The sequence below is a fragment of the Streptomyces sp. NPDC017520 genome, from assembly GCF_044329855.1.
GTDB lineage: Bacteria > Actinomycetota > Actinomycetes > Streptomycetales > Streptomycetaceae > Streptomyces.
In genome coordinates, this window is record NZ_JBIRKB010000010.1 from 56,158 (window position 1) to 82,149 (window position 25,992).

At 74.0% G+C, this 25,992-nt stretch carries 19 protein-coding genes; 12 read left to right on the forward strand and 7 right to left on the reverse strand.

Annotated features, from left to right (window positions below; genetic code table 11):
• Positions 1-165: 165 nt before the first annotated feature.
• Complete coding sequence (locus ACH4KB_RS23815; protein WP_398067912.1) at positions 166-1,554, reverse strand: PP2C family protein-serine/threonine phosphatase; 1,389 nt, start codon at positions 1,552-1,554, stop codon at positions 166-168.
• Between the two features lie 314 nt (positions 1,555-1,868).
• Here ACH4KB_RS23815 and ACH4KB_RS23820 point away from each other — a divergent pair, with 314 nt between their 5' ends.
• The 8 genes from ACH4KB_RS23820 (at position 1,869) to ACH4KB_RS23855 (ending at position 12,598) form a co-directional block, all read left to right on the forward strand.
• Entirely contained in the window at positions 1,869-2,702 is an 834-nt protein-coding gene (locus ACH4KB_RS23820; RefSeq protein WP_398067913.1) for a M55 family metallopeptidase, read from the forward strand.
• Complete coding sequence (locus ACH4KB_RS23825) at positions 2,695-4,038, forward strand: M20/M25/M40 family metallo-hydrolase (protein WP_398067914.1); 1,344 nt, start codon at positions 2,695-2,697, stop codon at positions 4,036-4,038. Before ACH4KB_RS23820 ends, ACH4KB_RS23825 begins: the two co-directional genes overlap by 8 nt.
• 42 nt (positions 4,039-4,080) lie before the next feature.
• Complete coding sequence (locus tag ACH4KB_RS23830) at positions 4,081-6,096, forward strand: prolyl oligopeptidase family serine peptidase (RefSeq protein WP_398067915.1); 2,016 nt, start codon at positions 4,081-4,083, stop codon at positions 6,094-6,096.
• The gene (locus tag ACH4KB_RS23835) at positions 6,093-7,055 is read left to right on the forward strand and encodes an LD-carboxypeptidase (RefSeq protein ID WP_398067916.1); all 963 of its coding nucleotides are present in this window, start codon (positions 6,093-6,095) and stop codon (positions 7,053-7,055) included. The genes ACH4KB_RS23830 and ACH4KB_RS23835 overlap by 4 nt, the downstream gene beginning before the upstream one ends.
• Positions 7,056-7,315: 260 nt before the next feature.
• The gene (locus tag ACH4KB_RS23840) at positions 7,316-9,073 is read left to right on the forward strand and encodes a CocE/NonD family hydrolase (RefSeq protein ID WP_398067917.1); all 1,758 of its coding nucleotides are present in this window, start codon (positions 7,316-7,318) and stop codon (positions 9,071-9,073) included.
• Positions 9,074-9,211: 138 nt separating this feature from the next.
• Complete coding sequence (locus ACH4KB_RS23845; RefSeq protein WP_018955215.1) at positions 9,212-9,451, forward strand: LapA family protein; 240 nt, start codon at positions 9,212-9,214, stop codon at positions 9,449-9,451.
• A 92-nt stretch (positions 9,452-9,543) separates the two neighbouring features.
• Positions 9,544-10,452, forward strand: coding sequence for an arginase family protein (locus ACH4KB_RS23850; protein ID WP_398067918.1), 909 nt, complete (start codon positions 9,544-9,546; stop codon positions 10,450-10,452).
• Between the two features lie 151 nt (positions 10,453-10,603).
• Positions 10,604-12,598, forward strand: coding sequence for a DUF5107 domain-containing protein (locus tag ACH4KB_RS23855; protein WP_398067919.1), 1,995 nt, complete (start codon positions 10,604-10,606; stop codon positions 12,596-12,598).
• A 23-nt stretch (positions 12,599-12,621) separates the two neighbouring features.
• Here ACH4KB_RS23855 and ACH4KB_RS23860 read toward each other — a convergent pair whose 3' ends face one another.
• The 3 genes from ACH4KB_RS23860 to ACH4KB_RS23870 all read right to left on the reverse strand — a co-directional run bounded on the left by ACH4KB_RS23860 (position 12,622) and on the right by ACH4KB_RS23870 (position 15,604).
• Complete coding sequence (locus ACH4KB_RS23860) at positions 12,622-12,975, reverse strand: VOC family protein (protein WP_030588922.1); 354 nt, start codon at positions 12,973-12,975, stop codon at positions 12,622-12,624.
• Positions 12,976-13,107: 132 nt separating this feature from the next.
• Positions 13,108-13,917 (reverse strand): methyltransferase domain-containing protein, encoded by an 810-nt coding sequence (locus ACH4KB_RS23865; RefSeq protein WP_398067920.1) that lies wholly within the window; start codon positions 13,915-13,917, stop codon positions 13,108-13,110.
• Positions 13,918-14,083: 166 nt separating this feature from the next.
• Positions 14,084-15,604 (reverse strand): bifunctional phosphatase PAP2/diacylglycerol kinase family protein, encoded by a 1,521-nt coding sequence (locus tag ACH4KB_RS23870; RefSeq protein WP_398067921.1) that lies wholly within the window; start codon positions 15,602-15,604, stop codon positions 14,084-14,086.
• Between the two features lie 431 nt (positions 15,605-16,035).
• Between ACH4KB_RS23870 and ACH4KB_RS23875 the strand changes: the two genes are divergently transcribed.
• Positions 16,036-17,268 (forward strand): aminotransferase class I/II-fold pyridoxal phosphate-dependent enzyme, encoded by a 1,233-nt coding sequence (locus ACH4KB_RS23875; RefSeq protein ID WP_398067922.1) that lies wholly within the window; start codon positions 16,036-16,038, stop codon positions 17,266-17,268.
• Positions 17,269-17,274: 6 nt separating this feature from the next.
• On the opposite strand, the gene ACH4KB_RS23880 is transcribed toward ACH4KB_RS23875, so the two are convergent.
• Both ACH4KB_RS23880 and ACH4KB_RS23885 read right to left on the reverse strand, forming a co-directional pair.
• Positions 17,275-17,913, reverse strand: coding sequence for a DedA family protein (locus ACH4KB_RS23880; protein ID WP_398067923.1), 639 nt, complete (start codon positions 17,911-17,913; stop codon positions 17,275-17,277).
• Entirely contained in the window at positions 17,910-18,692 is a 783-nt protein-coding gene (locus tag ACH4KB_RS23885; protein ID WP_398067924.1) for an MBL fold metallo-hydrolase, read from the reverse strand. The genes ACH4KB_RS23880 and ACH4KB_RS23885 overlap by 4 nt, the downstream gene beginning before the upstream one ends.
• A 253-nt stretch (positions 18,693-18,945) precedes the next feature.
• Here ACH4KB_RS23885 and ACH4KB_RS23890 point away from each other — a divergent pair, with 253 nt between their 5' ends.
• A complete protein-coding gene (locus tag ACH4KB_RS23890; RefSeq protein WP_398067925.1) occupies positions 18,946-21,123 on the forward strand; it encodes an alkaline phosphatase family protein in 2,178 nt (725 codons plus the stop codon).
• Positions 21,124-21,313: 190 nt separating this feature from the next.
• Here ACH4KB_RS23890 and ACH4KB_RS23895 read toward each other — a convergent pair whose 3' ends face one another.
• Positions 21,314-22,366 (reverse strand): LacI family DNA-binding transcriptional regulator, encoded by a 1,053-nt coding sequence (locus ACH4KB_RS23895; protein WP_398067926.1) that lies wholly within the window; start codon positions 22,364-22,366, stop codon positions 21,314-21,316.
• A 75-nt stretch (positions 22,367-22,441) separates the two neighbouring features.
• On the opposite strand from ACH4KB_RS23895, the gene ligA reads away from it, so the two are divergent.
• Together ligA and ACH4KB_RS23905 are read left to right on the forward strand one after the other, a co-directional pair.
• Entirely contained in the window at positions 22,442-24,577 is a 2,136-nt protein-coding gene (gene ligA / locus ACH4KB_RS23900) for an NAD-dependent DNA ligase LigA (protein WP_398067927.1), read from the forward strand.
• Between the two features lie 664 nt (positions 24,578-25,241).
• Positions 25,242-25,958, forward strand: coding sequence for a rod shape-determining protein MreC (locus ACH4KB_RS23905; protein ID WP_398067928.1), 717 nt, complete (start codon positions 25,242-25,244; stop codon positions 25,956-25,958).
• Positions 25,959-25,992: the final 34 nt, after the last annotated feature.

Below are 25,992 nucleotides of genomic sequence, written 5' to 3' on the forward strand. Positions count from 1 at the left end.
AGCGGGCGGCGCTGCGCTGGTGTCGATCCTCACCTCGGCGACACCGTCGGAGACAGCGGTGCTTGTGCCGGGGATCTCGTCGCCGGTGGGCGACTTGCCTGGGCAACAAGGATGCGTTGCCCAGGCAAGTCGAATGGTGCTGCGGTCCGCGGCGGACCCGGCTGCTCAGGCGGTGGCCACTGCGGGGCCGGCATGCGGGGGTGCCGTTCTGACCGCGATCAGGGCGACGTCGTCCGAGCCGCCTCCGGCCATGCCTTCGAGGATCTCGTCGCAGAACGTCGTGAGCGGCTCGCGGGCCAGGGCCGCCGCGTGCTGCCGCAGGCGCGCCAGCCCCCGGCCCAGGTCCTCCTCGCGCCGTTCGACGAGGCCGTCCGTGTAGAGCAGCACGGTCGAGTCGGGCGGCAGGGTGTCGGTCGTGGCGGGGCGATGGACCTCCGGCTCCACCCCGAGCATGACGCTGCGGCCACCGGTGAGGAAGCGGGTCTCCCCGTCGTGCGTCACGAGCAAGGGGGCGGGATGGCCCGCGACCGCGTAGTGCAGCAGCCACGGCTCGTCCGCGCTCAGCCGTTCGACCAGCGCGTAGACGCAGGTCAGCGTCTGCTGGGGATAGAGGATGTGATGGGCCGCGTCCAGCCGGGCGAGGATCTTGCCGGGCGGTTCCTTGCGGTCGCAGGCGATGCCGCGCAGCATGTTGCGGGTCTGGCTCATCATGACCGCGGCCCGCAGGTCGTGCCCCGCGATGTCACCGATGATCAGTGTCATCGCTCCGTCCGGCAGCACGAAGGCGTCGTACCAGTCGCCGCCGACGCGCGCGGTGGTGCTCGCGGGCTGATACCGGGCGGCCACTTCGAGCGGCCCGTCCGTGGGCAGCTCGGGCAGCAGGGAACGCTGCAACCGCTCGGCCGTGTGCTGGGCCTCGGCGTGCAGGCGCGCGTTGTCGACGGCCAGCGCCACGCGGTGCGCGAGGTCCTCGACGAGGGAGAGGGTGTCCTCGGTCAGCCGGGCTTCCCTGCGGGTGCGGGCCAGGGTCAGCACGCCGAACACCTGCCGCCGGGCTCTCAGCGGGGCGACGACCGCCGTATCGGCCGCGAGCCGCTCGAAAAGCTGCTTCTCCCGGAGGCACAGGGGGTCGTCCTCGTCCTTCGGCGGGGGAAAGTCCGTGAGGAGTACGGGACCCACACCGAGCAGCGCCCGGGCCACGGAGGCCGCCGACCCTTCGGCCGGAGGCAGCAGTCCCTCGTCCAGGCCGGGGGACGTCACATCGGCGTCCCGGTGCTCGACGACGGTCCTGCGCAGCCGTCCGCGGTCGTCCAGCAGATCGACCGCGCACCAGTCGGCGAGGCCGGGGACGAGCGTGCGGCAGAGTCGACGGAGCCCCTGGTCCACTTCGAGCGTGCTGGAAAGGGCCTCTGCCGCGTTGATGAGCAGCGTGAGCCGGTCCAGGGCGTGCTGGACCTCCTCGTCGACCTCGAAGCGGTCCGAGCGGTCCGTGTCCCGTTCCGCGCCGGACCCGTGGTGCGGCGGGGCACCCGCGTCGTCCTGCTTCGCGCACATACTGGTTCCTCGCCCTTCTCGCACGTGACGCCGGGGGGCGTGAGTCGTCAGGCCCCTTTCAGTCTTCAGTACGCGGGGGTTACGGGCATGCGGGGCGTCAGGGGCCCGCACGGTCCGCGGACGACCGGCGCTCCAGATCCCCGGTGGGGCCGGTCCGGGCCCCGGGCGCCCGACGAGGGCCACCGGCGGGAGCAACGACGTGAGCGCCGGCGGGCGCACCGGCAGGACCGCTGGAGGGACCTTCGGCGGACTGGACCTCTGACGGACCGCCCCTCCCTGGCCCGCGCCGCTCACGGCGCGTACGGTGTGGCGGCATGAAGATCCTCATCAGCGCGGACATGGAAGGCGCCACCGGAGTGACCTGGCCGGCCGACGTGCTGCCGGGGACGCCGCAGTGGGAACGCTGCCGGTCGATGTTCACCTCCGACGTGAACGCGGCCGCGCTCGGCTTCTACGACGGCGGCGCCGACGAGGTCCTGGTCAACGAGGCCCACTGGTCGATGCGCAACCTGCTGCTGGAGCACCTGGACGAACGCGTCCAGATGCTCACCGGCAAGCACAAGTCGCTGTCCATGGTCGAGGGCATCCAGCACGGCGACGTGGACGCGGTCGCCTTCGTCGGCTACCACACCGGAGCCGGCACGGAGGGCGTCCTCGCCCACACCTACCTCGCCAACTCCATCACCGGCGTCTGGCTGGGCGGCGTCCGCGCGAGCGAGGGGCTGCTCAACGCACATGTCGCCGCCGAGTACGGCGTGCCCGTCGTCCTCGTCACCGGCGACGACCTGACCTGCGTGGACGCCGAGGGATACGCCCCCGACGCCCGGAAGGTCGCCGTCAAGGACTACGTCTCCCGCTACGCCGCGGTGTGCCGCACCCCCGCCCGTACCGCCGCCGACATCAGGGCGGCGGCGAAGACGGCCACCGGGCTCGCGGGGCGACGGGATCCCGTCACCGGGAAGACGTTCACCATCGAGCTGGAGTTCGACGCCGAACATCTGGCGGCGGCCGCGACCGTGGTCCCCGGCGTGGCGCCGAGCGGGGAGAGGCGTGTGGCGTACACCAGCGCGACGATGTACGAAGGAATTCGCACGTTCAAGGCGGTGACGACGATCGTGTCGGCCGCTGTGGAGGAACAGTATGGCTGACACCCCCGACCTGCTCGGACCCGTGGACCGGCAGGCGCTCGACGAGGTGGTGACGTTCACCTCCGAACTCATCCGCATCGACACCACCAACCGGGGCGGCGGCGACTGCCGGGAGCGGCCGGCCGCCGAGTACGTCGCGGAACGGCTCTCCGGCGCCGGGATCGAGCCGACGCTGCTGGAGCGGACCCCCGGCCGGACCAACGTGGTCGCCCGGATCCCCGGCACCGACCCGTCGGCCGACGCGCTGCTCGTCCACGGCCACCTCGACGTGGTGCCCGCCGAGCCCGCCGACTGGAGTGTGCACCCCTTCTCCGGCGAGGTGAGCGACGGAGTCGTGTGGGGGAGGGGCGCCGTCGACATGAAGAACATGGACGCGATGGTCCTCTCCGTCGTACGGGGCTGGGCCCGCGAGGGCTTCCGCCCCCGGCGCGACATCGTCATCGCGTACACCGCCGACGAGGAGGACAGCGCCGCCGACGGCTCCGGCTTCCTCGCCGATCAGCACCCGGAGCTGTTCGAGGGCTGCACGGAGGGCATCAGCGAGTCGGGCGCCTTCACCTTCCACGCGGGCCACGGTCTCTCGCTGTACCCGATTGCCGCGGGCGAGCGCGGCACCGGCTGGCTGAAGCTGACCGCCGAGGGCCGGGCCGGGCACGGCTCCAAGGTCAACCGGGAGAACGCGGTGAGCACCCTGGCCGCCGCCGTCGCCCGGATCGGCGAGCACGAGTGGCCCATCCGCCTCACCCCGACCGTCCGTGCCGCGATCACCGAGATCGCCGCCCTGCACGGCATCACCGCCGACCTGGACGACCCCGGCTTCGACGTCGCCCAACTCCTCGGCAAGCTCGGCCCGGCCGCGTCCCTGGTCGAGAACACCGTCCGCAACAGCAGCAACCCGACCATGCTGGACGCCGGTTACAAGGTCAACGTCATCCCCGGCCACGCCGCCGCCTTCATCGACGGGCGCATGGTCCCCGGCGGCGACGACGAGTTCCACGCGACCCTGGACCGGCTCACCGGCCCGTCGGTCTCCTGGGAGTTCTACCACCGCGAGACGGCCCTGGAGGCCCCCGTGGACTCCCCGACGTACGCCAAGCTGCGCGCCGCCGTCGAGCGGTTCGACCCGGACGCGCACACCGTCCCGTACTGCATGTCGGGCGGCACCGACGCCAAGCAGTTCTCCCGCCTCGGCATCACCGGCTACGGCTTCACCCCGCTGAAGCTGCCCGTCGGCTTCGACTACCAGCGGCTCTTCCACGGCGTCGACGAGCGCGTCCCCGTCGACGCCCTCCACTTCGGCGTCCGCGTGCTCGACCACTACCTGCGCACCGCCTGACCGCCTGCCGACCCGATCCGCGCCCCGGGGGGACCGACCTACGTGAACACCGTGCCAGCAGCCCCGTACGGAACCTGGCCGTCGCCCGTCGACGCGGCACTCGCCGCCTCGCGCGACGGCCGCCCCGACCACCTCGGCACCATCGGGGACGAGGTGTGGTGGACCGAGCCGCGCCCCGCCGAGGGCGGTCGGCGCGCCTTGATGCGCCGCCGCGCCGACGGCACCACCGCCCCCGTGCTGCCCGCCCCCTGGAACATCCGCAGCCGGGTGATCGAGTACGGCGGACAGCCCTGGGCGGGCACCGTGCGCGAGAACGGCGAACTCCTCGTGGTGTTCGTCCACTTCCCCGACCAGCGGCTGTACGCCTACGCCCCCGACGGGCCCGACGGGCCGTGGCCGCTCACCCCCGTCTCGGACGTCGGCGGCGGGCTGCGCTGGGTGGACCCGCAGGTGCGCCCGGAGCACGGGGCGGCGGGCGAGGTCTGGTGCGTGCTGGAGGAGTTCACCGGGCCCGCGCCCACCGACGTACGGCGCGTCGTCGCCGCCGTGCCGCTCGACGGCTCGGCGGCCGACGACCGGGCGGCGGTCCGTGAACTCTCCGACGACCGGCACCGGTTCGTCACCGGCCCCAAGGTCTCCCACGACGGGCGGCGGGCGGCCTGGATCGCCTGGGACCACCCCCGGATGCCGTGGGACGGCACGGTGGTCATGCTGGCGGACATCGACGGAACGGGTGGGTTCACCGGCGTACGGCCTCTCGTCGGCGACCTCGACGAATCGGTCTGCCAGGTGGAGTGGGACCGCGACGGCAGCCTCCTGTTCGTCTCCGACCTCGCCGACTGGTGGGAACTTCAGCGCATCCGCCCCGACGCGCCTCCCGGCGGCGCGGTCCCCAGCAGCCGCCTTCTGCCGCCCCGGGGCGAGGAGTTCGGCGGAGCCCTCTGGAAGATCGGGCTGCGCTGGTTCCATCCGCTGGACAACGGGCTGATCGCCGTCCTGCACGGCAGGGGCGGCATGCGGCTCGGCATCCTCGACCCGGAGACCGGCGAACTCGCCGACGTGCCGGGCCCCTGGACCGCCTGGGCCGACACGCTCGCCGTCCACGGCAGCCGGGTCGTCGGCGTCGCGGCGAGCCCCCGCAGCGGCCCCGAGATCGTCGAGCTGGACACCGCGACCGGGCACACCCGCGTCATCGGCGCACCCCACCGGGACGCGGTCGACCCCGCGTACTACCCGGTGCCCGAGGACCGCACCTTCACCGGCCCCGACGGCCGCGAGATCCACGCCCACGTCTACCCGCCCCGCAGTCCCGACCGCACCGGCCCCGAGGGCGAGAAGCCCCCGTACGTCGTGTGGGCGCACGGCGGGCCCACCGGCCACGCCCCGCTCGTCCTCGACCTGGAGATCGCCTACTTCACCTCGCGCGGCATCGGGGTGGCCGAGGTCAACTACGGCGGCTCGACCGGCTACGGCCGCGCCTACCGCGAACTCCTGCGCGGCCAGTGGGGCGTGGTCGACGTGGCCGACTGCGCGGCCGTCGCCTCGGCCCTCGTCGAGGAGGGCGCCGCCGACCCGGACAAGCTCGCGATCCGGGGCGGCAGCGCGGGCGGCTGGACCACCGCCGCATCGCTGACCAGCACCGACATCTACGCCTGCGGGACGATCCTCTATCCGATCCTGGATCTCCAGGGGTGGGCCACGGACGAGACCCACGACTTCGAGTCGCAGTATCTGGAGTCCCTCGTCGGACCGTACGCCGAGGTGCCCGAGCGCTACCGGGAACGTTCTCCGATCAACCGCACCGACCGGCTGAACACCCCGTTCCTGCTGCTCCAGGGCCTGGACGACGTGATCTGCCCGCCCGCCCAGTGCGAGCGGTTCCTCGCCGCCCTCGCCGGCCGGGGCGTCGCCCACGCCTACCTCGCCTTCGAGGGGGAGGGGCACGGCTTCCGGCGGGTGGAGACCCTGGTCCGCGCGCTGGAGGCCGAACTCTCCCTCTACGCGCAGACGTTCGGTATCGACCGTCCCGACGTGCCGCCCCTGGAGCTGACCACGTGACCCGCGCGGACCACGGCCCGGCGATGCCTCTCGCCCGGCCGCACCGGCTGCGCCCGGGCTCCCGGGTCGCCGTCGTCGCGCCCAGCGGCCCCGTCCCCGCCGACCGGCTGGAGGAGGGCCTCGCCGTCCTGCGCGACTGGGGACTCGAACCCGTCGTCGGTGCCCATGTCCGTACCATCCACCCGGAGTTGGACTACCTCGCCGGGTCGGACGCGGGCCGTGCAAAGGACCTCGAACAGGCGTGGTGCGACCCCGCCGTGGAGGCCGTGCTCTGCGCCCGGGGAGGGTACGGCGCCCACCGGATGGTCGACCTGGTCGACTGGGCGGCGGTCCGGGCCGCCGGGCCCAAGGTGTTCGTCGGCTACAGCGACATCACCGTGCTGCACGAGGCGTTCGCCCTGCGCGCCGGGTTCGCGACCCTGCACGGGCCGATGATCGCCACCGAGACCTTCCTCGGGGACGCGGCGACCCGCGAGCACCTGCGCGCCACGCTCTTCGCCCCGGAGACCGTCACCACCCTCGGCCTGGAGTCGGCCGGGGCCCTGGTCCCCGGCCGGGCGCGGGGCGTCCTGTACGGCGGTTGCGTCAGCCTGCTCGCCGCCGGAACCGGTGCCCCGGGCGGCCGGGCCCACGCCCGGGGCGGACTGCTGGTGATCGAGGACACCGGGGAGGAGCCCTACCGGCTGGACGGCATCCTCACCCGGCTCCTGCGGTCCGGAGCCCTCGACGGAGTCGCCGGGGTGGCCTGCGGCTCCTGGCAGGAGTGCGGCCCGTACGAGAAGATCCGCGCCGTCCTCGCCGACCGGCTCGGCCCGCTGGGCATACCCGTGGTCGAGGAGCTGGGATTTGGCCATGGTCCCACCGCGCTGACGATCCCCCTGGGCGTTCTCGCCGTGCTCGACGCCCCGGCGGGCGGCGGCCGTTGCACGCTGACGGTCGAGACCCCCGCCCTGCGCTGAACCCCCTCGGCCCGTCCGCCGCTGTCCGCGCCCGCGCCGCCGTTCGCGCGCGCCGCTGTCCGCGCCGCTGTCCGCGCCGCTGTCCGCGCGGGCGCGAGGATGTGCGCGTTCTCCCGCGAGACGTGAACATCCGTCAAGAACCGCTGACCAATACGTTGACACGGCTATGAGCTGTGTCACAGCATGAGCGCGGCCCAGTACTTACCGGTCGGTAAGGTGTCCTCGGTGTGGAGGTCTTCGTGTCAGGTGCTGTTTCCAGAGTGCGCGGCCCGCTCGTGGCGGTCGCCGGGGCGGCCCTCGTCGCCCCCCTCGCCCTCGCCGGCCCGGCCCACGCCGAGGCCGGCCCGTACACCGTCACCCCCCTGGAGTTCACCGTCGAGGCGGGCGACCGCACCTGCACGGTGGACGCCGACCTCTACCGGCCCGCCGGGGCCGACGCGGACAGTCCCGCCCCCGCGGTCCTCGCCACCAACGGCTTCGGCGGCAGCAAGTCCGACGGTTCCACCGACACCATCGGGAAGGCCTTCGCCGAGCGCGGCTACGTCGGGCTCGTCTACTCGGGCCTCGGCTTCGGCGGGTCCGGCTGCCTGATCACTCTCGACGACCCGGCCATCGACGGAAAGGCGGCGAGCGAACTCCTGGACTTCCTCGGGGGAGTCCGGGCGGCCGACGACGGAACCGAGGCCGACTTCGTCACGAGGGACGCCGACGGCGACCCGCGGGTCGGCATGATCGGCGGCTCCTACGGCGGCGCGATCCAGCTGGCGACCGCCGCGGTCGACCCCCGGGTGGACGCCCTCGTCCCGCTGATCACCTGGAACGACCTCGGCTACGCACTGGCCCCCAACAACACCGGGGCGCGCACCGGCGTCACCTCCGACACCCCCGGCGTCTTCAAGTGGCAGTGGACCAACGGCTTCTACCTGATCGGCGAGGGCCAGCCGCTCCTCAACCCGGGCCTGGACCCCTCCCGTATCAACCGGCTGGACTGCCTGCACTTCGCCACCCGTGCCTGCGAGACCATCCGGCTGCTCAACTCCGGCCGCTACCCCGCCGACCGCACCGAGGAGCTGCTCGCCTACGCGCGCAGCGTCTCGCCCGTCTCCTACCTCGACCGGGTCAAGGCGCCCACGCTCATCGTCCAGGGCCAGGCCGACAGCCTCTTCAACCTCAACGAGGCCACCGCCACCTACCGGACGCTCAAGGCGCAGGGCACCGAGACGAAGATGATCTGGCAGTCCTGGGGACACAGCGGCGGCCAGGTTCCCGGCGAACTCGACCTGAGCCAGGGCAACCTGGAGACCAGCCACGTCGGACAACGGGTCCTCGCCTGGTTCGACCGCTACCTCCACCGGAAGACGGACACCGACACCGGGCCCGCCTTCTCCTACTACCGCGACTGGCGCAGCGGCTACGGCTCCGCCGCCGACGTTCCCGCCCTCTCCCGGTCCCTGTACCTCTCCGGCGACGGCAAACTCGTCGACAACCGCGCCAAGGTGGTGCGCGGCAGCCGTCAGTACACCAACTGGCTCGTGCCCACGAGCCACTCCGAGAGCTCCATCGCCCCGCTGATCGGACTGCCCGACCCCGAGCCGTACGACACCAGGGGCACCTACCTCGGCTGGCGCGGCGAACCCCTCACCGAGCCCCTCGACGTCGTCGGCTCGCCGCGAGCCACCCTGAAGGTCCTCTCGCCGAAGGCGGAAAGGGTCCAGAACAGCGGCGACGCCTCCGACAAGCTCGTCCTGTTCGCCAAGGTCTACGACGTCGCCCCCGACGGCAGCCGTACGCTGGTGAACCGGCTCGTCTCCCCGGTCCGGGTCCCCGACGTCACCCGGCCCTTCACGGTGGAGCTGCCCGGCATCGTCCACCGGTACGAGAAGGGACACCGGCTGGAGTTCGTGATCGCCGCCAGCGACACCGCCTACTTCGGCAACCGGGGCGTCAAGCCCGTCACCGTCGTCCACGCCCCCGAGGACACCGGCGTACTGGAACTCCCGGTCGTCCCGGCCGGCTGACGGCCACCACCCCGTTCACCCGAACGGCCGTACAGCACCGCCCCCCGAACCCGGCAGCCGGACATGCTGGGACCCCGGGGGGCGGTCGCGTGCACGACGGGCGGGCCGGACGGCGAGAAGCGAGCGGAAGGGCGGGCCATGAGCCCCAAGGACGTATCGAGCGGCAGCGGGCGCGGCACGGGGTGGCTCACTCCGGGGCGCATCGTGGTCGCCGTGGTGGTCGTGCTCGTTATCGTGTTCATCTGTGTGAACACGAACGACGTCACTATCCGGGTGCTGATCCCCGAAGTGACGATGCCCCTGTGGTTCGCACTGCTGGCCATGTTCCTGATCGGCCTCGGCTGCGGCGGCTACCTCTTCCGCCGGAAGGGCAAGTGACAGCGGCCCGGCGCCGGTCTCCTTCCGCACCTGGAAACCGGCACGGCGAAACCGGTTGAGGGCCCCGGGCCACCGCGGCGAGGATGGGCCGTATGCGTACGATCGTGGTCCTCGACGCCCCTTCCAACCTCGGGCTGCGCCCGCCGGCCCCCGGCACCGTTCCGGGCTGCTACAAACTGGCCGGCGCCCTGCGCGAACAGCGGATCGTGCGCCGCCTCGGAGCGCTGGAGGGCGGTGTCGTGGTCCCGCCGCGCTACGACCTGGGCGACTGGCAGGAGGGCGACGGGGTGTTCAACGCCGCCGCCATCGCCCGCTACACCCGCACCCTCGCCGACCGCATCGAAGGCCACGTACGGGCCGGGGAGTTCGCCCTGGTCCTCGGCGGGGACTGCTCCATCCAGCTCGGCGCCTCCCTCGCCCTGCGCCGCATCGGCCGGTACGGACTCGCCGCCGTCGACGGATCCGCGGACTTCCGGCACTCCGGCAACAGCGACCGGATCGGCGCGGCCGGCGGCGAGGAACTGGCCATCGCCACCGGCCGGGGCCAGGCGGACCTCAGCGACCTCGAAGGGCTCGGCCCCTACCTCAGGGACGAGGACGTCCGCCTCTTCGGCATGCGGGACGAGGACGAGGACCAGGCCGAACTGGCCGCGCTGAAGATCCCCCACGCGACCGTCGGGCAGATCCGCGAGTGGGGGGCGGACGTCCTCGCGCGCGCCACCGTGGAGAGCCTGGAGACCTCCGCACTCGACGGCTACTGGGTCCACCTCGACGCCGACGTCCTCGACCCGGCCGTCATGCCCGCCGTCGACAGCCCCGACGACGGCGGCCTCCTCCCGCACGAACTCGCCCCGCTGCTGCGGGCGCTCGTCTCGTCCCCCCGCTGCGTCGGGCTGAACGTCACCATCTACGACCCCGATCTCGACCCGGACGGCACGGCGGGCGCGCTGCTCGCCGACCTCGTCGTCGACGCGCTCACGGACACCGCCCCGGACGCCTGACGAGCCGGCTCAGGCCGTGCGGGGCCCGGGCGGACCCCGAGCGGGGGAAAGTCCGGCCGACGGGCCTCTGGCCCACGCGGCCACCTGCGTGTTCCATGGTCACCGGGGCGCCCGGACCTGCGGCGGCCCGCCGCGAGGGAACGAGGGTGTTTTGGCCACGACCGTACGACGTGCCGTACTGAACCTGCCCGCAGCGCCGCTCGGGCCGGAGAACCCGCTCCCGCCGCTGCGAACGCCCGCCCCGCCGCCCGCGCTCGACCCCCGGGAACGGGCCGGCCTGCCGCGCGACATGGCCCGGCAACTGGGCCACCGGCCGCTGCGCACGATACTGCCCACCCGGCTGCTCGACGGTTACGGGCGTGAGCGCACCCCCACCGACATCGACGCCGTCGTCATCGAGAACGCCCGGCTGCGCGTCACCGTGCTGCCCGGCCTCGGCGGTCGGATCCACTCCCTGCACCACAAGCCCACCGGTCGCGAACTGCTGCACCGCAACCCGGTCCTCCAGCCCGCCGCCTTCGCCCTCAACGGGGCCTGGTTCTCCGGCGGGATCGAGTGGAACATCGGCGCCACCGGCCACACCACCCTGTCCTGCGCACCGCTCCACACCGCGCTGGTGCCCGCCCCGGACGGCTCCACGATGGTCCGGCTCTGGGAATGGGAGCGGCTGCGCGACCTGCCCTTCCAGGTGGACCTCTGGCTCCCCGACGACTCCGACTTCCTCCACGTCGGCGTGCGGATACGCAACCCGCACGAACAGCCCGCACCGGTCTACTGGTGGTCCAACACCGCCGTCCCCGAGACTCCGGGCACCCGCATCCTGGTCCCGGCCGACGAGGCCTGGCACTTCGGTTACGACCACGCCCTCACCCGGGTCGGCGTCCCGGAGTCGGGCGGCACCGACCACACCTATCCGCTGCGCTCCGAGTACCCCGCCGACCACTTCTACGAGCTGCCCGACGGCGCCCGGCGCTGGATCGCCGCGCTCGACGAGGACGGCCACGGGCTCGCCCAGACCTCCACCGGCCTGCTGCGCGGCCGCAAACTGTTCCGCTGGGGCCACGGGACGGGTGGCCGCCGCTGGCAGGAGTGGCTGAACGGGCCCGGGAACGGCGGCTACGCGGAGATCCAGGCCGGGCTGTCCCGCACCCAGCTGGAGCACGTCCCGCTGGAGGCGGGCGCCGCGTTCAGCTGGCTTGAGTCCTACGGTCCGCTCTCCGCCGACCCGGCCGCCGTGCACGGCCGGGACTGGGCCGCGGCCACCGAGGAGGCCGCCGCACGGCTGGAGGAGGCTCTCCCGCGCGGCGCGGTGGACGAGGCGTACGCGGCCTGGCTGCCGCACGCCGACGCCGAACCGGGCGAGGTGCTCGCGACCGGCTCCGGCTGGGGTGCGCTGGAGGTGCTGCGGGGCGGACACCGGCTGCCCGGCACCCCGTTCCCCGCCGCCGCCATCGGCGCCCAGCAGGCCCCCTGGCGGGAGTTGCTGGAGCACGGCACCCTGCCGAAGCCGGACCCGCACGGCATACCCGGCCCGACACCGGTCTCGCGGCCCTGGCGGGACATGCTGGAGACCGCCGACGCCGACCCGCACACCGAATACCACCTCGGCGTCGCGCAGTGGCACGCCGATGACCGGGCCCAGGCCGTCCGCAGCTGGGAACGCGGCCTGGAGAGCGGCCCCGCCCCGCGCTGGCCCCTGCTGCGCTGCCTCGCCGTCGCCGCCGAGGAGAGCGGCAGGCCGGACCACGCCGCCGAGCTGTATGCCGAGGCCTTCGCGGACCTCGGGGCCCCCGGGGCCCTCGGAGCGGAGGACCTCACGGCGTCGGGGGAGGGCACAGCCCTCCTCGTCGCCCTGGCCCGCGAGACCGTCGAGGCCCACCTGTCGGCCGGCTGGCCCGGGGCGGCCCGGGCGCTGCTGGCCGGGCTGCCGGGGCAGATCCGTGAGCGCGGACGCTTCCGGCTGCTCCTCGCCCGGGCCCTGGTCGCCGAGGGCGACACCGGGGCGGCCCGGGAGATCTTCGACGCCGGATTCGAGGTCGCCGACCTGCGCGAGGGGGCCGGCGTCCTCGGCGAGCTGTGGGCGTCCGTCAGCGACGAACCACTGCCGGACGCCTACGACTTCCGCATGCGCCCGCGCCAGGAGTGACCGACTCGCACCAGGGCGGCCGGTCAGACGGTGACGTTGCGGTCCACGTACTCGAAGACCGAGCCGTCCGGGTGCAGCGCGATGAGGTTACGGCCCGCCGGGGTCGGCACCGGTCCCGCGATGACCCGCGCGCCCGCCCGGGTCAGCGCCGCATTCGCCTCGTCGACGTCCTTGACGGCGATGGTCGCGCCCACCTTGCGCAGCACCTCCAGCTCCGACTCGGGCCCGCTCATCAACAGGAAGCAGCCGATCGCGGCCACCGACACCCCACCGCGCTCGAAGCGCAGGGCCGACGTGCCCGTCAGCCCCTCGTAGAAGGCCACCGAGGCCTCCAGGTCGTCGACGCAGATACGCAGCGTGGTTCCGAGGATCTCCATGCCTACGAGGGTAGTTGGCGGCCGCCACCGGTGTGATCGGTTCCGGGCGGGCCGGATCCCCCTCTTCGCCCCTTACCGCACCACCTCACCCCACGCCGGCTGCTCCTGACCCCACGCCGGCCGCTCCGCACCTCACGCCCGGCAGAGCACCTCGCCGTGCGGGACCATGAACCAGCCGTCGCCCTCCTCGCCCCAGGAGCGCCACGCCCCGGCGATGGCCGAGAGCTGCTCGGCGCTCGCGTGCCCGCCCCGTACCGCCAGCTCGGCGTAGACCGAGTCCGTCGTACGGTCCGCCCACAGGCCGCTCCACCAGGCGCGGCTCTCCGGGGTGGCGAAGCACCAGGCGGCCGCCGTGGGGGTGATGTCGGTGAACCCGGCCCGCCGCGCCCAGGAGAAGAGCCTGCGGCCGGCGTCGGGCTCTCCGCCGTTGCCGCGGGCCACTCGGCCGTACACCTCCAGCCACTCGCCGAGACCGGGGGCCTCCGGATACCAGGTCATCGCGGCGTAGTCGCTGTCGCGCGCCGCGACCACCCCGCCGGGTCGGCAGACGCGCCGCATCTCACGCAGCGCCTGGACGGGGTCGCCCACGTGCTGGAGCACCTGATGGGCGTGGACCACGTCGAAGGAGTCGTCGGGGAAGTCCAGGGCGTGGACGTCGGCCACCGCGAACGCGACGTTGTCCAGGCCCCGTTCGGCGGCCACCGCGGCGGCCTGGCCGAGGATGTCCTCGGTGGTGTCCACCGCGGTGACCCGGCCCGGGGCGACCAGTGCGGCCAAGTCGGCGGTGATGGTCCCGGGGCCGCAGCCGACGTCCAGTACGGCCAGACCGGGGCGGAGTTCGTCGAGGAGGTACGCCGCCGAGTTGGCGGCCGTCCGCCAGCGGTGCGAGCGCAGGACCGACTCGTGGTGGCCGTGCGTGTAAACGGCGGTCTCCTTCGGCATGGCGTTGCTTCCTCTCCCGGAACCTCGCGCCGACGGGCGCGGCGACAGGAACCACCGTACGCCGCCATGTCGAATGATGAGATAGACGTCTTGCGATGCGGACAGGCTGGCGGGCGGTGCCCGAGGGGCTGGCTGGGCCCCGCCCGGGGGGAGAGGGCTCGGGTGGTCAGGTCGGCATCGGGCAGTAGACGGTCAGCGCCTCCGGCAGTTTGTCGATCGTCAGTTCCGTTCCGGAGTGGGCCACTTCACCGTCGTACGCGTACGGAGTCCCCGGCGCGAGGCCGCCGATCCGCACCCGGCGCCGCCGCACGGCGGCATGGGCGGGGGAGCGGGTCAGCGGTCCCGCCACCGCCGCCCCCAGCAGACGCAACGCGGGCGTCCGGCCGCCGTGCACCACCCGGACGTCCAGCAGCCCGTCGGCCAGGTTGTGGCGGCGGCCCGGGGCGGGGCCCACCCGCTGGAAGAGTCCGTTGCCGACGAAGAGCAGCCACAACGGCCGCCTGCGCCCCTGGAGTTCGGCCTCCAGTGGGCGCCGGCCGCGCAGCACGTGGAAGGCCGCGAGCACACCGGCCGGCCAGCCGCCGATCCGTGGTGACCAGTGTTCCCGGGTCCGCACCAGTTCCGGATAGACGCCCAGCGAGAAGGCGTTGAGGAAATACCCGTCCGCCCCGTCCGCACCCCCGGGCCCCGGCCGGAAGCGGCCGAGGTCCACCTTGATGGCGTCGCCCGCGGTGAGGGCGGCGGCGGTGTCGTGGACGGTCTCGATGCCCAGGTCGTAGGCGAAGTGGTTCAGCGTGCCGCCAGGGAAGACGGCCAGCGGCATCCCGTGCGTCGCCGCCACGGAGGCCGCCAGATTCACCGTGCCGTCGCCTCCGCAGACGCCCAGCGCCCGGCCCTCGGCCGCCGCTTCGTCCAGTGCGGTCGGCAGGTCGGCGGGCGCGACCTCCATCACCACCGCCATCGGCAGCGCCTCACGCACCAGCGACGCGGTCGCGGTAGCCGTGCCCGACTCCCGGTTCACCACCACGACGAGGTCCTTCCCGGCGGGCAGCGCCGGGGCCTCGCCCGGCGGGCGGCCGGGGGCGGGCAGCTGGCCCCGGGTGGGCACGACCCCGCGCAGGGCGAACGCGGCTCCGACGCCGAGCGCCGCACCCGCCAGCACATCGCTCGGATAGTGGACCCCGGTGTAGACGCGGGAGGCGGCCACGGCCACCGCGACCGGGGCCACGACCGCGCCCCAGCCCTTGGACTCCAGGGCCACCCCGGTGGCGAAGGCCGCCGCCGACGCCGCGTGGCCCGAGGGGAAGGAGGTGGTGATCGGCTGCCGCTTGAGCTGCCGCACCACCGGCACCAGGTCGGCTATCGGCCGCTCACGGCGCACCGCGCCCTTGCCGACCGTGTTGATCGCCACCGAGGCCACGGCGAGGGACGCCACCCCGCGCAGCGCGGCCCTGCGTGAGCGCGCACTGCTGCCGAGGGCCGCGATCCCGGCCGCCGCCCCGAACCAGAGCAGCCCGTGGTTGGCGCTCCGGCTCAGCTTCGGCAGCAGCGGATCGGCGCCCGGCCAGTGCCGGTCCGCGACGCTCCGGAAGACGGACAGGTCCCGCTCCTGCAGCCATCCGCGCAACCGGGCGACGGCGGGAGCGGTGGTGTTGACGGTGGCGGGTGAGGTTCTCGGGGAGGCCATGGATCAGCGAATACCCGGCCGGGCCACGCTGAACCAGCAGGCGCGCTGAGACCCCGGCCACGCGCCGCCCCCGGCCGGCGGAACAGGCCACCCGGCGACGGCCCCCCCGGGAGCGGGCGCGCGACTGGGCGGGCGGGCCGCCCGGAACCTCCGTATAAAGAAGCCAGAGGCCGCTTCGGCATCCGAGCCAGAGGCCGTCGACGTAAAGTCGACATAAAGTCGACAGGGAGAAGCCAAAGGCCCTCGACCGGGGGACCCGAAACCCGGACGCCGTCGACCGGGGGACCCGAATCCCGGACTTGGAGTCGGAGTCGGAGTCGGACCCAATGTTCCGGGAGGCGTGGCGGAGTCTCCGGAGACGCGGAGACGCGGAGACGCGGAGACTCCGCATGCGCGGAGCGAGGAAGCGAAGAGCGGCGGAGGAGGGCCGGATGCACGGGACCGAGGACCACGCACCCGCGCACGAGGACCACGGCCCCGTCCGCTACGGCCCGCCCGCCCCCGACCCCGGCCTCCCGGTCCTCCCGGAGCTGGCCGCCGTCCTCGCCGCCGCCTGCGCCCTGACCCGCCCGGAACCCCCCGGCGGAGGGGGCCAGCTGCGCGAGGCGGCCCGCGGCTACTGGGACCGGCGGGGACTGCACGGGGCGGCGGGCGGCATCGCCGCCGCCCCCGGCGCCCAGCCGCTCCTCCTGGCCCTGATCGGCGCCCACGGCGGTGACGTCCTCATGCCGCGCCCCTGCCCGGCCGCCTGGATGCCGCAGGCCCGCCTGCTGGGCCGCCCCGCCTACCACGTGCCGACCCCGGCCGAGTGCGGCGGCGTGCCCGACCCGTACGCCCTGCTGGAGACCGTCCGCCGGGTCCGTGCGGAGGGCGGCCGGCCGAAACTGCTGCTGCTCTCCGTCGTGGACGACCCCACGGCCACCGTCGCCCCGCCCGAGCTGGTCCACGAGGCGTGCGAGGCGGCGGTCGGCGAAGGGCTGCACATCATCAGCGACGAGACCTGGCGCGACACCGTGCACCGGCCCCGCGACACCGTCCTGCTCAGCCCCGCCGAGATGTGCCCGGACGACGTCACGGTGATCGCCGACCTGTCCGGGGCCCTCGTACCGGCCGCCTGGCCGGTCGCCGTCGCCCGTTTCCCGGACACCGCCCGGGCGGCCGTCCGGCACGCCCGCACCCTGGACATCCTCACCGCGCTCGGCGCCCTCGTCGCGGCCCCGGTCGCTCGCGCAGCCGCCCACGCCCTGGGCGAGCCGGAGTCCGTGCGCGAGCGGACCCGGCGTGCCGCGGAGCTCCAGGCCGAGGTCGCCGCTGCCGCCCACCGCGCGGTCCTCGGCTCCGGCGCGCTGGCCCGCCCACCGCAGGCGGGCCGCCACCTCTACGCCGACCTCGGGCCGCTGCGCTCGCGGCTGGCGGGCGTGGGCGTGACGGACTCCATGGAGCTGGAGGAGTACCTCACCGACCGGCTCGGCGCACCGGCCCCCGGCGGACACCGCTTCGGGGACGAGCTGGGCGCCCTGCGCGTACGCCTGGGCACCGGACCGCTGCTGGGCGCCACGCCACAGCAGCAGACGGAGTCCCTCACCGCGGCCGAGCCCCTGGAGCTCGCGCACGTGGCGCGGGCGCTGGACAGCTTCGCGGCGGTGTTCGGCGCGCTGCGCTGAGCGCGGCTACGACGGCTCGGGGCCGAACCGCGACCGCAGCCTGCGCCACCCCGCCGGAGCCCCGCTGATCAGCAACGTCAGCGCGACCGCCGCCACCACTCCCTGCCACGGCTCCGGGAACAGCGAACCGCCCAAAATGCCGATCAACTGGTACGTCGCCGCCCAGGCGAGGCAGGCCGGAACATCGCCCCGGGCGAACCGCCGCAACGGCATCCTGCCCAGCAGGCACGCCAGCATCACCGGGATCCGCCCGGCGGGAACGAGACGGGACAGCACCAGCACCATCCCACCGTGCTGCGCCAGCTTCTCCCGCGCCTGGGCCAGCCGCTCCGGCGCTGCGCGGCGGGTGATCGCCTCCAGCCACTTCGAGCCGTTCCTCGACCGGACCCCGCGCTGCCCCAGCCAGTACAGGCAGACGTCCCCGAGGAACGCGGCGGTCGACGCCGTCAGGAACACGAAGAGCAGGGTGAGCGGCGACGTCTGGTGGAAGGCCACCACCGCCGCCGAACTCACCAGTGCCCCCGTCGGCACCACGGGCACCAAGGACCCCAGCGCGACCAGGGCGAAGAGCGTCGGATAGCCGACCGCCTGCTGGGCCGACTCGGTGGGCAGCTCCCGCACCACCTGCTGGATCTCCTGGATCACGGGCCGGCCTCCGGTCTGACGCGTTCACCGTGCCCCAGCAGATGCACGGTCACCTCGGGCGCACGCTTCGCCGCGTGCCGGACGAACTCGTCGCCCGGCGCGTGGAACTCGTGCGGGCGCACCCCGTCCAGACCGATCGGCCAGTACGTGCCGTAGTGCACCGGCACCGCTGACCTCGGTGCCAGACGGGTCAGCGCCTCGGCGGCGCGGGCCGGGTCCAGATGGCTGTGCCCCAGGTAGGGGCCCCAGCCGCCCACCGGCAGCAGCGCCACGTCCACCGGCCCCACCGCCTCGGCCATCCCGTCGAAGAGCCCGGTGTCCCCGGCGAAGTACGTCCGTGCCTCGCCCTCGACCACATAGCCGAGCGCCGGAGCGCGGTGCGGCCCGACCGGCAGCCGCCGCCCGTCGTGCAGGGCGGGAACCGCGCGCACCCGCACCTCGCCGACGCGTACCGTCTCGCCCGGTCCCACCTCGGTGACGTGCAGCTGCCGCATCCGACGCAGCGCCCGCAGACCCGGCACGGCCGCGATCGCGCCGCTCGGCACGACCAGCCGGCTGCCGGGAGCCAGCCGGGCCAGCGACGGCAGATGCAGATGGTCGGAGTGCAGATGGGAGACCAGCACCACCTCGGCGACCGCGGCCTGCGGTGGCGGTATCTCGCCCCGGCGGCGGCGCAGATGCGCGAAGCGCCGTACGAACAGGGGGTCGGTCAGCACCCGCACCCCCGAGTCCTCGATCGTGCAGGTGGCATGACCCCACCAGGTGATCTCCACCGGCACCTCGGCCTCCTCGCTCGATCTCGCTCGATCCTCGTGATCCGTGACCAGCCGTCCGCGAATCCCTGATCCTGGCGTGGCGCGCGCTGCCGTGCCCGCCCGCGCTGCCGGTACGAGCCTATGCGCCCCCCGTACCGTTCCGCCGAGCCTCGGAGGCTCCCGCCGAAGCCACGGACCGGTGCCGGCGCTGTGAAAAGCTGAAGGTCGGGCTTCGGACGACCGGGGCTCGGAGTGGAAGGGCATGAGGTGGACCGGCGTGGGTGACGGGAAGTGGCGTACGGCGGGCAGAGCCCTGATGCGGGTGATCGCGGTCTGGGCGGTGTCCACCCTCACCATGCTCGTGCTGGCCGGAGCCCTCCCCGACTTCCAGCTCCAGTCCGACGACGGCGACACCACCACCAGGACGGCCTTCACCGCCGCCTGGGGCGCGGGCGCCTTCGGCCTCCTGTCGGCCCTGGTCTGGCCCGTCCTCGTGCGGGCCCTGCTCATCGTGCCCGCGCTCGTCCTGGGCGCCCTGGTCTTCTTCCTCAACGGCTCGCTGCTGCTGATAGCGCTGCGCCTCATCCCGGACGGGCGCGGCGACGCCAACCCGGAGACGGCGGTCGTCGTCGCCGCCGTGATGTCCGCCGTCGCCTCCGCCACCTCCACCGCCCTCGCCGTCCGCGACGACGAGGCCTACCGCCGACGGCTGTCCCGGCTCGCCGACCGGCGCCGCCGACGCGGCCGCTCCCCGGGCCCGCCGGAACCGGGCCGCGACGGACCGCCCGGCACCGTCTTCCTCCAGCTCGACGGTGTCGGCCACGACGTCCTGGTGAAGGCCGCGGCCGACGGGCTCATGCCCACCGTCGCCGGCTGGCTCGACGACTCGTCCGGACACCGGCTGACCCCCTGGCGCACCGACTGGTCCAGCCAGACCGGCGCCAGCCAGCTCGCCATCCTGCACGGCAGCAACCACGACGTGCCCGCGTTCCGCTGGTACGAGAAGGAGACCCGCACCGTCATGGTCTCCAGCCGTCCCGCGAGCGCCCTCGAAATGCAACGCCGGGCCATCGAGCGCACCCGCGACGGCGGTCTCCTCACCGTCGACGGCGCGAGCCGGGGCAACCTCTTCAGCGGCGGAGCCGGACAGCTCGCCCTGGTGCTCTCGATGGCCGCCCGGCGCGGCAAGGGCCGCCGCTCCCGCGCCGGATACTTCGCCTACTTCTCCGACCCGGCCAACGCCACCCGTACGGCCCTGTCCTTCGTCGCCGAGGTCCTCCGCGAGATCGGCGAGTCGACCCGGGCCCGCGCCCGGAAGGCCACACCGCGGATCAAGCGCGGCGGGCTCTACCCCTTCATCCGCGCGTTCGCGACCGTCGTGGAGCGCGACGTGGTCGCCGCCGCCGTCCTCGGAGACATGTTCGCCGGACGCACCGCCGTCTACGCCGACCTCGTCGCCTACGACGAGGTCGCCCACCACTCGGGACCCCACAGCCGCGACGCCGAGAAGGTCCTCGTACGCCTCGACCGGTCCCTGGCGCTGATCGCCAAGATCGCCGACCACACCCCGCGCGCCTACCGGATCGTGCTCCTCTCCGACCACGGCCAGAGCCCCGGGGAGACGTTCGCGGGAAAGTACGGGCTCACGCTCAAGGACCTGGTCCGGGCGGGCTGCGGGCTGCCCGTGCCCCGCCGGGCCCAGCGCACCCGCAGCGCCTCCGAGGCCCGCGACGCGGTGCGGATCGCCCTGCACCGCCCCGTCGAGGGGCAGGAGGCCGAGCACCCGGCCAAGCTCTCCGACCCGATCGTGCTGGCCTCCGGCAACCTCGGGCTGATCTCCTTCCCCGACATCGAGGGCCGCGCCTCCCGCGAACAGATCGAGCACCGTCACCCGGCGCTGCTCTCCACGCTCGCCAACCATCCGGGGATCGGGTTCCTCCTCGTCCGCACCGGGGAACACGGCTCCGTGGTGCTCGGGCCCGGCGGGGCCGAAGTACCCGTCGCGGAACTGACCGACGGTGAGGGGCCGCTCGCGGTCTTCGGCGTCGGGGCGGCCGCCGCCGTACGGCGCACCGACACCTTTCCGCACGTCGCCGACGTGATGGTCAACTCCATGTACGACCCGGCCACCGGGACCGTGCACGCCTTCGAGGAGCAGGTCGGCTCGCACGGCGGCCTCGGCGGCGAACAGTCCCGGCCGTTCCTGCTCTGGCCGCGCGCGCTGACGGACCCGCTCGACATCGTGGCCGCCGAGACCGCGGAGGGCGCACCCGCGCCGCCGGGCGGCGGGCTGGTGGGCGCCGAGGCGGTGCACCGGGTGCTGACCCGCTGGCTCCAGGAGTCCTCCGGGCCTCAGGTACCGGTGCGGGCCGAGGGCTTCGGCGGGGCCGGCCCGGCGGACGTGCCCTTCCCGGGCGACGCCCCGGTGCCGGAAGCGCCGGGTACGACGGCCTGACCGGCGGACCGTCCTCCGACAGGCCGCTTCTGCGGCAGGGGCGTCGCTCGCCGGTGACGCGCTCTCCGACAAGCCGTCGGAGCCGACAAGCCGTCCGCTGCTTGATCAGCCGTCGGAGCCGGCGAGCTGTCCGAGCCGTCCGCCGCCTGATCAGGCAACCTGAGGCCCGATCAGGCAACTTGTCGCCGGATCAGGCCGACTGCCGTCGTACCAGCGTCGGCGGGAAGAGCACGGAGGGTGAGGGGCCGCGCGGTTCGCCGATCTGCTTCAGCAGCAGCCGGGCCATCTCCGCGGCCATCTCCTCCACCGGCTGCCGCACCGTGGTCAGGGGCGGGTCGCAGGCGGCCGCCGCGCTGCTGTCGTCGAAGCCGACCACCGCCACGTCGGACGGCACGTCGCGGCCGGCCCGGAGCAGGACCGGGAGCGCGCCCAGGGCCATCAGGTCGGAGGCGATGAACACCCCGTCGAGGTCGGGGCGGTCCGCCAGCAGCCGCCGCATCGCCGCGGCCCCGCCCAGATGCGTGAAGTCCCCCTCGGCACAGGCCACGTCCTCGATGCCGTGGGCGGCGACGGCCTCCAGGAAACCGGTCAGCCGCACCTGCCCCGCCGGCATGTCCTGGGGTCCCGAGATGGTGCCGATGCGGCGTCGCCCCAGCGCGGCCAGGTGGTCGGCCGCCAGCCGCGCCCCGGCGTGCTGGTCCACCTCCACATAGGCCAGCGGGGACGGACGGTGGGGACGGCCCGCGAGGACGGCGGGCATCCTGCTGTCCTGGAGCAGCCCGGGAAGCGGGTCGTCGGCGTGCGTGGTGATCAGTACGACCCCGTCGACATGGCCGTGGCGCAGATAGGAGAGCAACTGGCCCCGGGACGCCTCGTCGTCGGCCAGCATCACGACCATCTGGACGCCCGCGGGGCGCAGCACCTCCAGCAGCCCGCTGACGACCCGCCCGAAGTACGGGTCCGAGAACATCCGGCCGACGAACGGCTCGGACATCGGCCGCCGTTCCCGCTCCGAGACCACCAGGGCCACCGAGTCGGTGCGCCGCGTCACCAGTGAGCGGGCGGCGCGGTTGGGCACGTAACCGGTGGTCGCCACCGCCTCCTCGACCACGGTGCGCAGGGCGGGGTCCACCGTGGTCGCCCCGTTGATCACCCGGGAGACCGTCGCCCGTGACACACCGGCCACGGCCGCCACGTCCTCCAAGGTCGCGGGACGTACGGGCTGCGGCACTTCGGCTGTCATGCAGCCCTTTATACCCGCAGGTCGGCCGCCCCGTTCAGCCGAGGGCCGGGGGCGTTGTCAGTGGTGGGCGGAAGAATGGTGGCCATGACGAACTCAGCTGCTGTGCTCGCCGATGCCGCCGCCTATGCCGCCGCGGTGGAAGAGGCCTCCCTCGCCGCCGCCGCGTACTACGCCACGGGCGAGAGCGCGCTGGACGACGACGCCTACGACCGGCTGGCGCGCGGAATAGCCGCGTACGAGGCGGACCACCCGGAGGAGGTGCTCGCCGACTCGCCGACGGGCAAGGTCGCGGGCGGGGCCGCCGTCGGCGACGTGCCGCACACGGTGCCCATGCTCTCGCTGGACAACGTGTTCTCCGCCGAGCAGTTCGTGACCTGGACCGCGTCGCTGGAGCGGCGGATCGGCCGACCGGTCACCGCGTGGAGCGTGGAGCCGAAGCTCGACGGCCTGGCGGTCGCCGCGCGCTACCGGGACGGCCGGTTGGAGCGCCTCATCACCCGGGGCGACGGCACGGCGGGCGAGGACGTCTCGCACGCGGCCGGCGCCGTCGTCGGCCTGCCGGAGCGGCTGGCCGCCCCGGTCACCATCGAGGTGCGCGGCGAGATCCTCATGACGAACGAGCAGTTCGAACAGGGCAACGCGATCCGTACGGAACACGGCGGCGCCCCCTTCGCCAACCCGCGCAACGGGGCCGCGGGCACCCTGCGCGCCAAGGACCGCGCCTACCGGGTGGAGACGACCTTCTTCGCCTACGGCGCGCTGCCGCTGCCCGATTCCGGAGAGGTCGCCGGGACCCTCGCCGAACTGCCCCACAGCGAGACCCTCGCGTACGTCGCCGATCTCGGCGTGCACACGGCCGCGGGCACCGACGTCGCGCCGCTCCGGGCCACCACGGTCGAGGAGGTCCAGGCCCGGGTGGACGGGATAGGCGCCCTGCGCGCCTCGCTGCCGTTCGGCATCGACGGGATCGTGATCAAGGCTGATCTGGCGGCCGACCAGCGCGAGGCCGGCTCCGGCACCCGCGCGCCCCGCTGGGCCATCGCCTACAAGCTGCCCGCCGTGGAGAAGATCACCCGCCTGCTGGCCGTCGAGTGGAACGTCGGGCGCACGGGCATCATCGCGCCGCGCGCCGTCCTGGAGCCCGTGGAGATCGACGGCTCCACCGTCGGGTACGCCACCCTGCACAACCCGGCCGACATCACCCGCCGCGACCTGCGGCTGGGGGACCAGGTCATGGTCTACAAGGCCGGCGACATCATCCCGCGCATCGAGGCCCCCGTGGTGCACCTGCGCACCGGCGACGAGACGCCCATCGCCTTCCCCGAGTGCTGCCCGCAGTGCGGCTCCGGCATCGACACGAGCGAGCAGCGCTGGCGCTGCACCCGGGGCCGTAACTGCCGTCTGGTCGCCTCCGTCTCGTACGCGGCGGGGCGCGATCAGCTCGACATCGAGGGCCTCGGCTCCACACGGGTCGTCCAGCTCGTCGACGCGGGCCTCGTCGCGGACTTCGCGGACCTGTTCACTCTGGAGCGGGAGCAGTTGCTCGCCCTCGACCGGATGGGGGAGACCTCCACGGACAACCTCCTGGCGGCGATCGAAACCGCCCGGAGCAGGCCGCTGTCCCGGGTCTTCTGCGCCCTGGGCGTACGGGGCACGGGGCGCTCCATGTCGCGTCGCATCGCGCGCTACTTCGCCACGATGGACCGGATCGTCGCCGCCGACGCGGAGACGCTCCAGCGGGTCGACGGCATCGGCAAGGAGAAGGCGGCCGCGGTGGTCGCCGAGCTGGTGGAGCTGGCGCCGCTGATCGACAAGCTCGTCGCTGCCGGGGTGTCCATGACGGAGCCGGGGGCCACCCCGCCTCCGGAGCCGGGGACGGAGGAGGAGGCCGTGGCGGCAGGCGCGGACGCGGAAGCCGGTGGCGACGCCGAAACGGGCTCCGCGCTGCCCCTGGCGGGGATGACCGTGGTGGTCACGGGCGCGATGTCCGGAGCGCTGGAGAAGCTGTCGCGCAACCAGATGAACGAGCTGATCGAGCGGGCCGGCGGCAAGTCGTCCTCCAGCGTCTCCAAGCGCACGAGTCTGCTGGTGGCCGGGGAGAAGGCCGGATCCAAGCGGACCAAGGCGGAGGACCTGGGGGTCCGGATCGCGGTGCCGGAGGAGTTCGCGGAGCTGGTCGGCGCATTCCTGGCGGCGGGGGAGGCGGCCTGAGCCGGTCGGCTGCCGTGCGCGCCGCGCTGGTGCGCCTGTGAATCAGTGAGGAAGTGGCGTTCCACCACCCCGTATTGCATAGTGAGGGCTCGGTCGTGCCTCGCTATCAGTGGCGTCGACGGGTGCGTGGGCGGCTGCGATGGGCGGCCGGGGGTGAGGGACGATGCGTTCTGTGCACGAGGGGCAGCGACCGGGTCGCGCCGTCCCGCCGTCGTCCGAGGACGCCGGTCCGGGCCGAAGGTCTCCCGTCCCCGGCGGACCTGGAGCACCCGACAAGTTTCCCGGGCCTCCCGGACTTCACCGGCTTCACGGGCTCTACGCATCTGACCGGGTGGAACCCGCCCGGACCGCCCCCGCCCCGGCCGTCCCCGCCCCGACCGCTGCTCATCCAGTTACTCCGGTCCCGGCCGTTCGCGGCCCGCTCACCTCCGCGCCCGGCGAGTGGCGAGGGCCGCTCCGTCCGGGAGCGGGCCCATGGGGGAAGGGCCCCGGACCGCTTCGTGACGGGAGCGGTGCCGGGGCATTCGGGGCGGGGCGTCCCCACGGGGGGTTCCGGACGCGCGGCCAGCAGCTGCGCGCCCCGGGCACCCAGGGCGCACCGGGCCGGCCCCCGGCCGCCCGGGGGCTGGCCCTGGACCTGGGCAGCTCCCGCACCCGGGCCTGGGTGCCCGGCCGGGGACTGGTTCTCGACACGTTCCCCGGCTCCGGTTCCCACGGGGGCGACGAGCGGCCGGTCCGGCGCGGGCGCATCGTCGACCCCGAATCCTGCGGCCGGCTGCTCGGCCGCATCGCCGACGTGGCCCTGGGGCCCGACCGCAGCGACAGCGTGATCGTTCTCAGCCACCCTGTGCTCGCCGGGGCCGAACACCGCACCGCCGCGCGCGCCCTGCTCGCCGGGCTCGGGACGTCGCGCGTCCTGGTCCTCAGCAGCGCCCGGGCCGCCGCAGCGTACGCCGGACCGAGGGAGACGGGCCCCCTTCTCGTCGTTGACATGGGAGCCGAGCTGACCGAGGTCACGCTCCTCGTCAACGGCCTGGTGGCCGACGCCCGGCAGGCCGAGAGCGGACTCGACGACCTCGACCGCCTCGATCCGGCGAAGCTGCCGGCCGTCCTCGTCCGCACGGTGCTCGACATGATCACGTCCATGTGGCGACACGACCGGCACGGCGCGATCCGCGGAGCCCTGCGCAAGGGCCCCGTGCTCGCGGGCGGCGGCGCGCTGCGAGCCGACGTCCCCGAACGCATCGCCCGCTGCCTCGGCACCCGGGTGCGCCTGGCCGACGACCCGTCGACCACGGTCGTCCGCGGCGCCGGACAGATCCTCAGCTCCGTGCTCCGCCACCCCACGGTGTCGCCCGAGCGATTCGGCCGATGGCGGTGACGCCGCACCCGGGACCGTCCCGGCCGAACGCGTC